The sequence below is a fragment of the Desulfocastanea catecholica genome (assembly GCF_054657295.1).
In genome coordinates this window covers 22,328-36,629 of record NZ_BAAHYZ010000018.1, presented here as the reverse complement: position 1 = coordinate 36,629, position 14,302 = coordinate 22,328, and the positions used below count along the sequence as shown (strand labels likewise).

The 14,302-nt window shown below is 50.4% G+C and carries 11 protein-coding genes and 1 pseudogene; 6 read left to right on the top strand and 6 right to left on the bottom strand.

Annotation, left to right across the window (positions count from 1 at the left end):
• Nucleotides 1-2 precede the first annotated feature (2 nt).
• The 4 genes from ACYQ8U_RS15855 (at nt 3) to ACYQ8U_RS15840 (ending at nt 5,568) form a co-directional block, all read left to right on the top strand.
• The gene (locus ACYQ8U_RS15855) at nt 3-593 is read left to right on the top strand and encodes a Zn-ribbon domain-containing OB-fold protein (RefSeq protein ID WP_459946530.1); all 591 of its coding nucleotides are present in this window, start codon (nt 3-5) and stop codon (nt 591-593) included.
• Nucleotides 594-748: 155 nt separating this feature from the next.
• Entirely contained in the window at nt 749-2,401 is a 1,653-nt protein-coding gene (locus ACYQ8U_RS15850; RefSeq protein ID WP_459946529.1) for an AMP-binding protein, read from the top strand.
• Between the two features lie 32 nt (nt 2,402-2,433).
• Nucleotides 2,434-4,383, top strand: coding sequence for an acetoacetate--CoA ligase (locus tag ACYQ8U_RS15845; RefSeq protein WP_459946528.1), 1,950 nt, complete (start codon nt 2,434-2,436; stop codon nt 4,381-4,383).
• A gap of 15 nt (nt 4,384-4,398) precedes the next feature.
• A complete protein-coding gene (locus ACYQ8U_RS15840) occupies nt 4,399-5,568 on the top strand; it encodes an isovaleryl-CoA dehydrogenase (protein WP_459946527.1) in 1,170 nt (389 codons plus the stop codon).
• Nucleotides 5,569-5,755: 187 nt separating this feature from the next.
• Here ACYQ8U_RS15840 and ACYQ8U_RS15835 read toward each other — a convergent pair whose 3' ends face one another.
• The 3 genes and pseudogenes from ACYQ8U_RS15835 to ACYQ8U_RS15825 form a co-directional block, all read right to left on the bottom strand.
• Nucleotides 5,756-9,322, bottom strand: a complete 3,567-nt coding sequence (locus tag ACYQ8U_RS15835) for a PAS domain-containing hybrid sensor histidine kinase/response regulator (RefSeq protein ID WP_459946583.1) — start codon at nt 9,320-9,322, stop codon at nt 5,756-5,758.
• Nucleotides 9,323-9,399: 77 nt separating this feature from the next.
• Nucleotides 9,400-9,586: pseudogene (locus ACYQ8U_RS15830) on the bottom strand (transposase); the annotation flags it as partial.
• 8 nt (nt 9,587-9,594) lie between these two features.
• Nucleotides 9,595-9,852: a hypothetical protein gene (locus tag ACYQ8U_RS15825; RefSeq protein WP_459946526.1), complete on the bottom strand. Its 258-nt coding sequence runs from the start codon at nt 9,850-9,852 to the stop codon at nt 9,595-9,597.
• Between the two features lie 166 nt (nt 9,853-10,018).
• Here ACYQ8U_RS15825 and ACYQ8U_RS15820 point away from each other — a divergent pair, with 166 nt between their 5' ends.
• Both ACYQ8U_RS15820 and ACYQ8U_RS15815 read left to right on the top strand, forming a co-directional pair.
• The gene (locus tag ACYQ8U_RS15820; protein ID WP_459946525.1) at nt 10,019-10,654 is read left to right on the top strand and encodes a flavodoxin family protein; all 636 of its coding nucleotides are present in this window, start codon (nt 10,019-10,021) and stop codon (nt 10,652-10,654) included.
• Entirely contained in the window at nt 10,651-11,589 is a 939-nt protein-coding gene (locus tag ACYQ8U_RS15815; protein WP_459946524.1) for a ketopantoate reductase family protein, read from the top strand. Before ACYQ8U_RS15820 ends, ACYQ8U_RS15815 begins: the two co-directional genes overlap by 4 nt.
• Nucleotides 11,590-11,694: 105 nt before the next feature.
• Here the strand turns inward: ACYQ8U_RS15815 and ACYQ8U_RS15810 are convergent, their stop codons facing one another.
• The 3 genes from ACYQ8U_RS15810 to ACYQ8U_RS15800 are packed head-to-tail and all read right to left on the bottom strand — an operon-like array spanning nt 11,695 to nt 14,244.
• Nucleotides 11,695-12,606, bottom strand: coding sequence for an HNH endonuclease (locus ACYQ8U_RS15810; protein WP_459946523.1), 912 nt, complete (start codon nt 12,604-12,606; stop codon nt 11,695-11,697).
• 13 nt (nt 12,607-12,619) lie between these two features.
• Nucleotides 12,620-12,994, bottom strand: coding sequence for a very short patch repair endonuclease (locus ACYQ8U_RS15805; protein WP_459946522.1), 375 nt, complete (start codon nt 12,992-12,994; stop codon nt 12,620-12,622).
• The gene (locus tag ACYQ8U_RS15800) at nt 12,955-14,244 is read right to left on the bottom strand and encodes a DNA cytosine methyltransferase (protein ID WP_459946521.1); all 1,290 of its coding nucleotides are present in this window, start codon (nt 14,242-14,244) and stop codon (nt 12,955-12,957) included. Before ACYQ8U_RS15800 ends, ACYQ8U_RS15805 begins: the two co-directional genes overlap by 40 nt.
• Between the last annotated feature and the right edge of the window lie 58 nt (nt 14,245-14,302).

Sequence of the window (14,302 nt, the reverse complement as noted above, 5' to 3'; positions counted from 1 at the left end):
CTATGAGCATGTTCGGACAGGTTTTTGTCAAAGACAATAAATACAAACTGAAAGGTGATTTTCACCACCTGACACCAAACACCCCGATACGCGACGCCGATGACAGCTGGAAACTCCTCGGCGTAACGAACCCGAGAGATATGACCTATATCCATTCCTATGGTGGAGAAGCAATATTCTTTGAATCACTCAGCCAGGGGAAACTGATGGCGACTCGCTGTGATGACCCGGATTGTGACTCCAAGGGAACGATATACCTGCCGTTTCGTGTCCACTGCCCCGATTGTCTCAGCAGAAATACGATTATCGATCTGACAGATATTGCCAAGAAGACAGCACGCATTCATACCTTTATGGTCTGTGCGCGGTCAGGGGCCTTCAACAGCCTTGAAAAGCCCATCAAGTTCATCAATATTGAATTTGACGGGGTGGCGACTATCTTGATGAGTTATCTCAGCCTTGGTGATCCGGCATTTGACATGAAGGTGGTGCCGATCTTTAAGACAAGTGGGGCAACTTTCACCATCCTCGATCTGTCATGGGTACCGGAAGGTACGACAAAAGAGCAGCTCCCGGAAGGGTTTAGTTTTTAAGGGGGAAGGCTTGTTCTGTCGGAAAGGCAGAAAGAATTGTCATCTTGCTCAATCCCGGAGGGGGCCAGTCGAGGGGAAATACCTTCTGTCGGCCCCCTCCGGGAGGTTTGCCAGGCATGTATCTCAACTTATTATCACATTTTCTAGGGGAAAAAATGAATAAACCAGATATCTTAGTTGGCAAAATGACCATCGGTGATGTAGTCGATATTCTAGCGGAAAACTTCGGAGATAACAGAGGACTAGAGTATCATACCATGGGCATCAGCAAGAACTTTCGCCAATTGAGAGAAAAATTCGACGATGTTGCAAAGGGGCTCATGGCCCTCGGTATTGCCCAGGGCGATAAGGTAGCAATCTGGGCCAACAATCTTCCTGAGTGGATCTATACGCAATATGGCAGTGCTCGGATGGGGGCGGTCCTGGTAACGGTGAATACCAATTATCGCAGCAATGAACTTGAGTATCTTTTATTACAATCTGATGCTACAACAATTATATTGACAGGTGGAGTAAGAGACGCCGACGAGTACCTCAAGGTACTGAACAATGTCTGTCCGATGATAAAGGACAGTGAACCGGGGAAATTACACTGTGAAAAACTCCCTTTTTTGAAAAATATTATCTATCTTGGCAAAGAAAAAATTGCCGGGATGTATAACTGGGACGATGTGCTGCAAATGGGCAAACAGGTGTCGGATCAGCAGCTTAAGGAGAGATCTGCCTCGCTCAAACCTGATGATGTAATAAATATGCAGTATACATCGGGAACGACGGGATTCCCTAAAGGTGTTATGCTTTCCCATACCAATCTGATAGGCAATGCCCTGAGTATGGCTCAATGCATGAAACTGACCCCGGACGATGCGATGTGTATTCCTGTTCCCTTTTTCCACTGCTTTGGCTGTGTTATCGGAACCCTATGCTGCATGGTCTCCGGTACCACCATGGCTCCGGTCGTCTCGTTTTCAGCCGTCAATGTTCTGAAGACTGTCGAGGCCTCAAAATGCACTGCTCTTCTGGGGGTGCCGACAATGTTCATCGCCGAGTTTGAAGAGATGGATGCCAACAGCTACGATACATCGAGTCTGCGTACCGGTGTCATGGCCGGATCAACCTGTCCTGTTGAAGTGATGAAACGAGTCATCAAGGATATGGGGGCAAACGAGATGACCATTGTGTATGGTCAAACCGAGGCATCGCCAGGAATCACGCAGACCAGGGATCAGGATTCCCTGGAACTGAAAACCACCACGGTTGGCAAAGCCCTGCCCAACGTTGAGGTAATGATTGTCGACCCGGTGACCAACAAGGAGCTGCCTGTCGGCGAGCAGGGAGAGTTGTGTACCAGAGGGTATCACGTGATGAAGGGATACTACAAGATGCCTGAAGCCACGGCAAATGCAATAGATAAGGACAACTGGCTGCACACCGGGGACCTGGCTATTATGGATGAGAACGGGTACTGCAAGATCACCGGCAGAATAAAGGATATGATAATCCGCGGCGGAGAAAACATTTATCCGCGCGAGATTGAAGAATTTCTCTACACCAACCCAAAGGTCAAAGATGTGCAGGTCGTCGGTCTTCCGAGTAAGAAATATGGTGAGGAGGTGGCCGCCTTTATCCAGCTCAAGGCTTCGGAAAAAGCCACCGACACAGAAATCATCGAATTCTGTAAGGACCAGATATCATACCATAAGATTCCCAGATATATCTTTTTTGTCGACGAGTACCCGACAACCGCCAGCGGTAAGATACAAAAATACAAACTGCGCGAGCTGGCAATGAAACTGTCTAAGAATTGAGAGCGATAGAGATTCAAACCAAGAGGAAGGCTATGGTGAAACCGTTATGGGAACCGTCGGAACAGCGAATCAAGGATTCCAACATGTACAGGTTTATGCAGAGCGTGAACCAAACTTACGGAATACATTGTAACGACTACAATGACCTGTATCAGTGGTCGGTAGAAAATATTGCAGCCTTCTGGGCGGAGATGTGGCGTTTTGCCGGTATCAAAGCCTCGAAAGAATACCAAAGCGTCATTGACGATCCGACCAAAATGCCCGGTGCACACTGGTTCACCATGAGCCGGTTGAACTTTGCCGAAAATCTGCTGCGCTATCGGGATGAAAAGACAGCCCTGATATTCAGGGGAGAAGACTCAGTTCGCAGAAGTCTTACGTACAGTGAACTCTATGCTGCTACCGCCAAGGTTGCGGCGGCTCTTCGTCAAGCGGGAATCGCTGCCGGCGACCGGGTTGTCGGGTTCATGCCGAATATGCCTGAATCAATTATCGCTATGCTGGCGGCAACAAGCATCGGCGCAATCTGGTCGTCATGCTCGCCTGATTTTGGTATTAAAGGTGTACTGGATAGATTCGGCCAGACCAGACCAAGAATCCTCTTTACCGCTGACGGCTATTTTTTCAAAGGCAAAGCTATTGACAGCCTGGCCAAGATAGCAAAAATTATTGAACAGATACCGTCCCTGGAAAAAATCATTGTTGTTCCCTACACCCAGGTGACACCAGATCTTGCCAATCTACCGAACGCGGTTCCTTACGGGGATTTTATCGGCAACAATTCCAAGGCAATAGAATTTGCCCAGCTGCCTTTCGAGCACCCTCTCTATATCATGTACTCGTCCGGCACTACCGGCCTGCCCAAATGCATGGTGCAAAGTGCGGGCGGGGTCCTGCTGCACCAGCTCAAGGAGCTGCTGCTGCATACCGATCTGAAACGAGACGATACGATCTTTTATTTCACCACCTGTGGCTGGATGATGTGGAACTGGCTGACCACATCTTTGGCCGTTGGGGCAACCCTTGTTCTGTACGATGGCAACCCCTTTCATCCTGGTCCGGATGCCTTGTGGCGAATGGCTGAAGAGGAAAAAATCAGCATTTTCGGCACAAGTGCCGGATATATTGCCGCCCTTAAAAAGGCCGGCGTAAGACCGGGCAAACAATTTGATCTTGCCCCTCTCAAGTCGCTGCTTTCCACGGGGTCACCTCTTTCTAAGGAAGATTTTCACTTCATCTATGAGGAAGTGAAGACAGATATGCAGCTCGCCTCGATCTCCGGCGGTTCCGATCTGAATGGCTGCTTTGCTCTCGGCAACCCGATGGGCCCGGTATATGAAGGCGAACTGCAGTGCCGCGGCCTTGGCATGAAGGTTTTCAGCTATGACGAGAATGGTTCCCCGGTCGTAGGCCAGCAAGGTGAACTTGTCTGTACAGCCCCTTTCCCGTCCATGCCTATCTATTTTTGGGACGACGAGGACGGCAAGAAATATCAATCAGCCTATTTTGCACGGTTTCCCGGCGTCTGGACCCATGGCGACTTCATCGAAGTTACCGAGCGGGGCGGTGTCATCATCTACGGCAGATCCGATGCCACCTTAAATCCTGGCGGCGTCCGAATTGGCACCGCTGAGATCTACCGGATAATGGAGCAGATGGAAGAGATCGAGGACAGCGTCGTGGTCGGACAGGAATGGCAAAATGATAGCCGGGTCATCCTCTTTGTTAAGATGAAAGCCAGCTATGAATTAACTGATGAACTGCAGCAAAGAATCAGAAAAAACATCAAATGGAACGCCTCACCGCGGCACGTTCCGGCAAAGATAATAAAAGTGCCTGATATTCCGTATACCCTGAATATGAAAAAGGTCGAGCTCGCTGTGCAGAAGATGATCCATGGCCGGGAAGTAAAAAATAAAGACGCCCTGAAAAATCCCGAAGCCCTTGATTTTTTTGCTGACATCAAAGAGCTGAACTTCTGATAACCTGGAGCGACTATGAAGACATTTCCTCAATTGAATTTTGGTCTGGGAGATACCGCGAGCCTGCTGCGTGAATCGGTACAAGGTTTTGTCAGCACGGAAATTACCCCTCTGGCAGCGCAGATTGACCGGGAGGATCATTTTCCGCCGGAACTTTGGCTGAAGATGGGCGCTTTAGGCCTTTTGGGTATTACTGTTCCGGAAGAATACGGCGGGGCGGCAATGGGCTATCTCGAACATGCCATAGCCATGGAAGAGATTAGTCGGGGATCAGCCTCGGTTGGCCTTGCCTACGGCGCGCACTCCAATCTTTGTGTTAACCAGATCAACCGAAACGGAACCCCTGCACAAAAAGAACGCTACCTGCCCAGGCTAATTTCCGGGGAACATATCGGCGCCCTGGCCATGAGCGAGGCGGGGGCCGGTTCGGATGTGGTCGGCATGCGGCTAAGAGCCGTCAGACAGGGCGATACATATGTCTTGAACGGCACAAAAATGTGGATTACCAACGGCCCGAATGCCGACGTGCTGGTGGTTTATGCCAAAACTTCGCCGGAAAAACTGCACCAGGGTATCACCGCTTTTCTGGTAGAAAAAACCATGGCGGGATTCTCCACCAGCCCCAAACTGGACAAGCTTGGCATGCGCGGGTCGCCCACCTGCGAACTGGTCTTTACCGATTGTGCTGTTCCAGCGCAAAACATCCTCGGTAAGCTTGATCGTGGCGTTGAGGTGTTGATGAGCGGTCTTGACTATGAGCGACTGGTTCTGTCCGGCGGTCCTTTAGGAATCATGACTGCCTGCATGGATGTCGTTTTGCCGTATATCCATCAGCGTCAACAATTTGGTCGGCCTATCGGCGAATTCGAGCTGATGCAAGGCAAACTCGCCGATATGTACGCCACCTGGAATGCCTGCCGCTCCTACGTGTACACTGTGGCCAAGGCTGCGGATACCGGTAGTAACATTCGTAAAGATGCGGCCGCGGTTATTCTCTATGCGGCTGAAAGGGCGACCTGGATGGCTCTTGAGGCCATCCAGTGCCTTGGTGGGAACGGGTATATCAACGAATTTCCGACCGGCCGACTGCTCCGTGATGCCAAGCTGTATGAAATCGGTGCCGGTACCAGTGAAATCCGTCGGATGCTCATCGGCCGAGAGCTGTTCAGAGATACGGAAGATTGAGGCTGTGATGCGCGGCACTGGGCAAAACGATGAAAAATCGTCGTCCACAATGCTGCTTCGGCCACCAGCCTTCTGATAACCGATTTCGGATCTGGGTTTCGGTGCTGCCAATATCCCTTTTCAGTTCTTTGACGAAAGTTTGTCAGCCTATCAGCTATCGCCATTAACCTTGCCATTTTGGATGCACTCACCCAAGATTGGTGGGTCCTTTTTTTAGAAGTGCTTGCAGGGCTGCCAGCGCTGGGGAAAGCTCGGATACCACTGCGTTCAGCAGCTGATCGATTTGCTCTTTGCCGGCCTCTTCCAGGCACCCGGATTCCAGTGCCTCGGCAGCATTTTGCACTGCCGTGGCACCCACGGTGCCCGCCGCCCCTTTCAGGGAATGGGCGCGGCGGGCGGCTGCCTGCGGGTCGTCACTTGCCTGTGCCTTACGGAAGTGATTGGCAAAATCGATCTTGTCATCATGGAACGTCTGCAGGATCTTGCGATACAATCTGCGGTCGCCCATGCAGCGAGCCAGTCCTGCCGCTGTATCGATACCGGGAAGCACTGGAATATCCGCCTCGGTGACGGCCTTTACGGGGTCGGCAGGAGGTAATGGCTTGAGTGGCAGAGAGGGGGTAATCCACCTGGCCATGGTGGTAAACATATTGTGGACGTTGATGGGCTTGGCAATATGATCGTCCATCCCGGCGGCAAGGGCTCGTTCCCTGTCACCCACCATGGCGTTGGCGGTCATCGCCAGCACTGGCAGGTCCTTGAATCTCTCCTGCCTGCGTAGCCGCCGGGTCGCCTCGTAGCCATCCATCACCGGCATCTGGCAGTCCATCAACACCCCATCAAATTGCTCTTTTTCCAGCAGCTCCAGAGCCTCCTGCCCGTCATTGGCAACTTCGGCGATAATCCCGTTGGCGGTCAGGAGTTCCACAGCCAGCTCCTGGTTGATCTTGTTGTCTTCCACCAGCAGTACCCTGGCACCGCGCAGACCGGCAAGAACGGCTTTGATTGCTTCCCGGCGACTATTGACTCGAGCGAAGTCAGTCGCTTCAAGCCTCATCGCCAGCATAATAGCTTCCAACAGGGTGGAAGGCGTAATCGGTTTTGTCAGGAAGCTGCTGATATTGATTTCTGCAGTGGACTGGCTTACCTTTTTCCGGCTGTAAGCCGTAACCATAATTATCGTCGGCACCTCGCTCAGCAGAGTATCGGACTGGATGGCCCGTATAGTCTCAATCCCGTCCATGCCCGGCATCATCCAGTCCATGATGACCAGGTTGTAGGGATCGTCGTCATTGGCTTCTTCCAGCAGGGTCAATGCGGCTTCTCCACTTCCTGCCTGATCGACGCGCAGGCCGAAGAAGGCCAGCATGGAAGCCAGGATCTCACGGGCCGACCTATTATCATCCACTACCAGCACCCGCAACGCCCGCAGGTTGGTCGACGCCACTGAAAAGCGACTGCTGATCTTGTCCGGTTGTTTGGACAGTTGCACCGTAAAGTGGAAAGTACTGCCGACACCTTCCTCGCTTTCACACCAGATTTCACCTCCCATCATTTCGGTCAACTTTTTCGAGATAACCAGACCAAGTCCTGTACCGCCGTACCTTCTGGTGGTCGAGGTGTCCGCCTGGCTGAAGGACCGAAACAGCTTCCGTCGCTCTTCCGGGGACATGCCGACACCGGTATCGCGTACCGTGAAATGCAGTTTGATCTTGTTGTCGTCCTGGTCAACCGTCTCCACGCCGATCACCACCTCCCCCTGCTCGGTAAATTTTACCGCATTATTGCCCAGGTTGACGAGTATCTGCCCCAGGCGTAAGGGGTCGCCAACAAGGGCGGTGGGCAGATCAGGTGGCAGGTCAAACACCAGCTCGAGGTGTTTCCCTTCCGCCTTGAGGTCGACAAGGTTGGCCAAATGGTCGAAGACCTCCTCGAGACGAAAATCGATGTGTTCTACCTCGAGTTTGCCCGCCTCAATCTTGGAAAAATCGAGAATGTCGTTGATGATGCCGAGCAAGGACTCCGCGGAGCGATTGGTCTTCTCGATATAATTACGCTGCTTGGGGTTGAGTTCCGTCTGCAGTGTCAGATGGGACAGGCCGATAACGGCGTTCAACGGGGTGCGGATCTCATGGCTCATATTGGCGAGAAAATTCGACTTGGCTTCTGTCGCCTTTTCGGCCGTATCCTTGGCCACCTCCAGCTCTTGCTGCATTTTTTTTAACTCGTCAATATCGGCATGGATTCCCGTCATGCGCAGGGCTCGTCCCGCACTGTCACGTTCCACTACCTGACCGGCAGAAAGAATCCACTTCCAGCTGTCGTCAGCGCAACGCATGCGAAATTCGGCACGGAAAAAATCTGTCTTGCCTTGCAGATGCTGCATGAACAGCTTCGAAGCCGCTGCCAGATCATCGGGATGCATTAAATCCGACCAGATTTCGATACCTCTTAGAACGCGGGACCATTTTGCCGTGGTTTCGAGTAGTACTCGCGGATCATATCCCAGCATCCTGGCCAATGTCTGGTTAGCAAACGTTTCCCTCTGTTGCGGAAGGTAGTCCCACATGCCAAGTTTTGCTCCTCTGGTAACCGCTTCGAGCCGTGCTTTACTTTCCTGAAGACGCTTTTCCGACGCTTTCCGCTCGCTTATATCAAGCAACCAGCCGAGGATTCCCTCCTCTCCCTGGTAGGTGAACGACATGTAATTGGTGAGCATATCCCTGATCTGGCCCTGCCGGTCGTACGCTTGCAGTTCGTAGTTTTCCACCCTGCCGTGAGCTGCCACTCTTGCGACAATTGCAGCCCTTTCTTGCGGATCGACATAGAGGTTAACCGCGGGATCCCCTATATGGCTATCAAACATTTCCAGGAATTTGGGATTGGCAAAACGGATGATCCCATTGCTGGTAAAAGTGACCCCTAACTGGCTGTTATCGAGAATGTTTTGTAGTTGTTGCCGCTCGGCGGCAAGGGACGCCTCCACCTTTTTACGCTCGGAAATATCGGTCTTGGTGCCGGCCAGCCGGACGACCCTGCCGGTTGTATCCTTGATGCTGGCTCCCCGGTCTATAACCCAGACGTAATGGCCGTCCTTCTGCTGCATTCTATATTCCACCCAGAAACTGTCTCTCTCCCCCTTCACGCAAGGCCCGATCGCTGCCATGACAAGGTCCATGTCATCGGGGTGGATCCGCTTCCACCACTCGTCGATATGATCGGGAAATTCATCCGGTCGATAATCAAGAATCTCTTTGTAACGCGGTGAGAAGTAGATCTCATCGGTCAGGTAATTCCAGTCCCAGAAACCATCGTTGGCACCTCGCATAACAAAAGAATAGCGTTCTTCGCTTTTGCGTAATGCCTCTTCCGCTTTTTTGTGAGCACTGATATCGATGACGGTCCCGAACAGGCTGATGGGGGTACCATCATCCGAGTAGGTGGCTTTTCCTTGTCCATAGACGAAGTGAATATGACCGTATCGATCGACAATCCGGTACTCTAAGGTATAGAGGTGACGATGTTTGACCGCCTGGCCCAGCGCATCCTCGACATACTGCACATCGTCGGGGTGGATCAAGCCGGCAAAGGTGCGCACCTTATTGTGGATAAAATCGGAGGCGAGATAGCCGGACAGACGTTCGACCTCGTCACTGATGAAAAGTATGGTCCACTCCCTGTCCGGCAGGCACTGGAAGATTGTTCCGGGGATGGTCTCGACCAGGTTTCTGAACCACTGTTCCCGTGCCAGCAACTGTTCTTCATGCTGTCTGTCTCCGGTTGCGTCAGAGAGAATCTCGTCGATGTGCAGACGCTCCGGCTCCTGATGCTCTCGCTTGCCTTCAAATAACCTTGTGGCGTGTTCCTCAAGTGCCTTCTTCCACTGCCCGACCTGTTCAGGATGAACACCGTATTCCCGGCCTATCTCATCGATCGTCTTCACCCCTCGCAGTGCCTCAAGACCCACTTTTGCTTTGAACTCGGGGGGGTGAGACTTCCGCTTCTTCGCTCTACGCATCATTATATTTAGCCGAGCTTTTTGGTCCGTTGACTGACAACGGTCGATTTTTCACAGTGGGTGCCGGGCTTGGGACTGCAGTCGAGCAAAACCGACATCACTTTGTCGGCTGTATCGAAACACCCGGCGTCCTCTAATCTGGCGAGGAGATCGGACATCAATTTACTGAATTCCTGGCACTTCTCATAGTCGGACGTGGCCTGTTGATGCAGCGCGCAGGCGTTGTGCAGATCTCGCCTGATATCATCTGGGACTCTTTCTGTCATACTCTACAACACATTGTTGTTTTTAATAAAATCGCCAGGAATTGCCCAGGAATAAAATATTCCCACATCCTCTGCGTTGTTGACCTTTTGCCTCGTATCGGTGATTATACCACAACTGTCCAGAATCAAAATATATTAAAATTGACCATAAAATGAGAGGAACTCCATGAAAACAGTAGCAATCAACGGCAGCCCCAACAAAAACGGCAATACCTACCATGCGATAAAAATGGTTACCGATGTCCTGGAAAAAGAAGGCATCGAAACGGAAATCCTCCATGTCGGCAACCAGGCCATCCGCGGCTGTCTGGCTTGCGGCCAGTGTGCGAAAAAGCAAAACGAACAATGCGTGCAGGTCGATGATGTCGTCAACGAATATATTCAGAAAATGAAGTCTGCTGACGGCATCATTATCGGCTCCCCGGTGCACTTTTCGGCCATCGGCGGCACGATGAAATCGTTTCTCGACCGGGTTTTTTACGTAACCGGCGTCAATAACAGCATGCTGCGCCATAAGGTCGGCGCGGCCGTGGTTGCGGTACGTCGGTCCGGTGGTCTGCCTGCCTTCAATCAGCTGAACAATTTTCTCTGCTATACGGAAATGCTTCTGCCGACATCCAACTACTGGAACGTCATCCACGGCACCAAGCCGGGAGAAGCGACCCAGGATGTAGAGGGAACACAGATCATGCAGACGCTCGGCCGGAATATGGCCTGGCTGATGAAGCTGGTTGAGCATGGCAAAGGTTCTATTACGCCGCCGGAAAAAGAAGGCAAAATCTTTATGAATTTCATTCGATGATTGTTAAAAAAATCAACACGATCGCCATTGTCGGCGCAGGGGCCATGGGCGCGGCGTATGCGACCATGTTTGCCGACGCGGGGAGTTTCTCCTTTTTTTTTCTGGCCCAGGGCGAGCGCTACGAAAAGCTCAGCAAAGGGCCATTAACGGTCAACGGCAAGTCGTATAGTATTGACGTCCGGCGGCCGGAAGAGGTGACGGAGCCGGTCGACCTCGTTCTTGTCGCCCTGAAACACGCGCACCTCCGCGAAGCCCTGCCTCTTATCCAGGCCGTGGTCGGTGGTGAGACGACTATCCTGTCGGTAATGAACGGGCTTGAAAGCGAACGGATCATCGGTGCGCTTTGCGGCATGGACAAGATGGTCTATGCCATCGCGGTGGGCATTGACGCCGTGCGGCAGGACAATCAGTTCTCCTACGCCAGGCCCGGCAAGATCATTTTCGGTGAAGGCCCGGTACCCGACGATCACGGCCGGGTGGCCCGCCTGCAGGAAGCCTTGACCCGCGCCGCGATCCCGCATGAGGTCCCGGACGATATGATGTTTGTCATGTGGTGGAAATTCATGATTAACGTTGGTGTCAACCAGGCCTCGGCGGTGCTGCGCGCGCCCTATGGGGTCTTCCACTCCTCGCCGGACGCCCGGGCCTTGATGCTGCTGTTGATGCAGGAAGTCGTCGCCCTGGCCGGCAGGGCTTCCGTCAACCTCAGCCAGAAAGACATCGACGAATGGTTCTCCGTCCTCTCGACGCTGGCCCCAGAAGGAAAGACCTCGATGCTGCAGGATATCGAGGCGGGCAGAAAAACCGAGGTGGAAGTATTCGCCGGCAAGGTTGTGTCCATGGGGCTCGAATACGGCGTGCCGACTCCGGTCAACCAGACGATTCTGCATATTATCAAGGAAATGGAAAATCGACCTCGAGCTGCTCTGGTGTAAAGGAAAGAAAAGTCAAAGCGGTCATTGATGTATTATAATATTCGGCCCTTAAGAGGGTTTTTGACCATCCGAGTTGATGCAGTTTTTCGGCCTTGCCGTTCGTTATTATTGTTTGCGGTGAATCTCATCATGACAAACCGTGCACACGGTAACAAGGTTACCTTCTGAGTTGTCGCCGCCCTTGATATGATGTTTTTTGTGGTGTAATTCCAAATGTCTAGGGTCGGATCTGTTCCATTCTTTGTGGGACCATTCACAGATAGTGCACATATATTTATCCCGACGGAGGACATCTCTTTTAACTGGATCGGGAATATGCCGGTCATGTTCAGGACTTTGACGATCTGCCTCAAGTAAATAAACCCCTACGTCAAGATCAGGACGACCTGTATTCCGAGTGACTACAGGCCAACCATATTCTGTGCGTAACTCTCTGACTCTCCTTGCCCATTCCGACCTGTCCTTTGCCAGATACTTCAATTCTTCGCCGGTAACTTTTTGACCGACATTCGCCCGCAAATATTTTAAAATTTTGTCTCGGACAGCAATGTTCTCTCTTCTTATTTCATTGGCAAGATTCCAACGATGGGCAGCATCTCTATCCTGTTGGGAGGAAAGTAATATATAATCGGATGGCCCCATTAATGTTACGTCAATATTCGGAAGAGGAAATTCGTTTTCTTCCGCCATTTGTTTGGCTGTCAGGCCGCTGACAATTGACCACCCAAACTGTACTTTCAGCTCACGAATCCTACGGGCATATTCTTGGATACCTGAAACGACAAGCAACTCATCACCACTGATCATAACAGTCGGGTATTTTAAAAAATAATGAAGTATTCTGTCCCGAGCACTTTTTGCAATGGTGGATGGTATTAAGGATTTCCCCAAATCTCGTAAATGGTTAAAACAGGGGACAAGAGCAAGAACTTTGTTGCGTAAACTGTCTGATTTTAATTCTTGTGCAAAATTGGTTAATAGTCTTTGTAATTTTTTTCTGATCGCTTCAGATGTCATCGTTAATATTCTCTTATGTGTTTTCGAGAAACGAAAGAAGTTTTGATTTTAGTTTATTCGTGTCGTTCACTTCGCATGTCCAAACAGTTAAAACCTCCCAACCGGATTGTTTAAGAGCGTTAACGACTATTTTGTCTCTTTTAATATTTTTATCCAACTTTTCACGCCAAAATTCTTGATTTGTAGTCGGCCTTTTAGAACGGGGACAATCTGCGTGGCCATGCCAAAAACAGCCATGGACAAAAATAACTTTTTTGTACTTCGGCAGTGTTATGTCGGGCTTTCCAGGTAAATCCTTTCTGTGAAGCCTGAACCTGTATCCCATGCGGTGAAGCGAAGAGCGGACAGCTATTTCAGGTTTGGTATTTTTGCCGCCAACGCGCGACATAATTTGACTTCGCTTTTCTCTTGAGAAGACGTCCATTGCTTATATTTTTGGTCAAGTAGTAATCTAACAACATCTGCCACTCGCGCAGCAAGGAGAGGTGGTACTGCATTGCCGATTTGTTTGGCAATTTCAACCTTTGAACCTAAAAACTTAAAACTGTCGGGAAAACTTTGAAAGCGTGCTGCTTCCCTGTGGGTGATTGGCCTGTGTTGTTCAGGATGCAAATATCGGCCTTTTTCCGGTTTGAAAAATTCAGTACGTATCGTAACGGAAGGTTTATCCCACCAGAGTCGGCCAAACAGATCAGTGCCTCCTGATTTTTTGCGGATCCAACATTTAGGTGTTAACTCAGGAGCAATACGTTGTAAGTCAAAACGATTCATTCCTTCACGCGGTATTGCCCTATATCTTTTCCGACTGAGATCGGTCGGATTCCTCCCAAAGTGTAAATCCAACGGAGGATCAGTATTTCTAAATTCTGTTCCTTCCGGAGGTGGTAAATCAGCAATAGCGTCTTTTACTGTTGTCCATCTCGGGGGTGTTGATAGGTATTCTTCTCCATTGAAAGGAAGTGTTAACGGCTTTCCGTTACCGTTGGAATTAAAATGAGTTTTTCGGGGTGGGAACAAAACGGATGGATCTGTGAATTTGCAGCCGATGATGAAAGCTCTGGTACGAGTTTGAGGAACTCCGTAATCCGCAGCAATTAATTTGTCCTGCCAGACTTGAAAGCCTAAAGACCTTGCCGCTTCGACAATTTCACCATTCTCTAATGTTCCAAGCAATTGAGGAACATTCTCCATGACAAAAATTGATGCCTCGGATCTCTCTACAACATCTAAGTAAGGTCGCCACAACTCTTTCCGTGGGTCATTTTCACGATTTTTGTTTAAAAGGCTGAAACCCTGGCAAGGAGGACCACCAATTACGACATCAGCTTTGGGGATTTCGATTTTTCCTTGTTCAAGTATTTCGACAATGTCTCCGACAATACAATGTGGTCCAAAATTTTCATTGTATGTGTTTACGCAAAATTGATTAAAGTCGTTTGCCCAAACGGCCTGAAAAGGTTGTCCAAAAACCTCGGAGAAACCCAACGACATCCCGCCGGCCCCTGAAAACAGGTCTATGAGGCGATATCGTTGCGGATTTTGTAGCAGCTCACCTGAGCAGCGAGAATGGTAAGTCGTTTCGTCTTCGTTTAAAATAAAAAATTTGTCTATTTCTATCGTATTTTTAATTTGATACATATCTTATGCCTTTATCAATTGAATCTTTTGAGATTGATTTTGATTCTACCATTTCGAG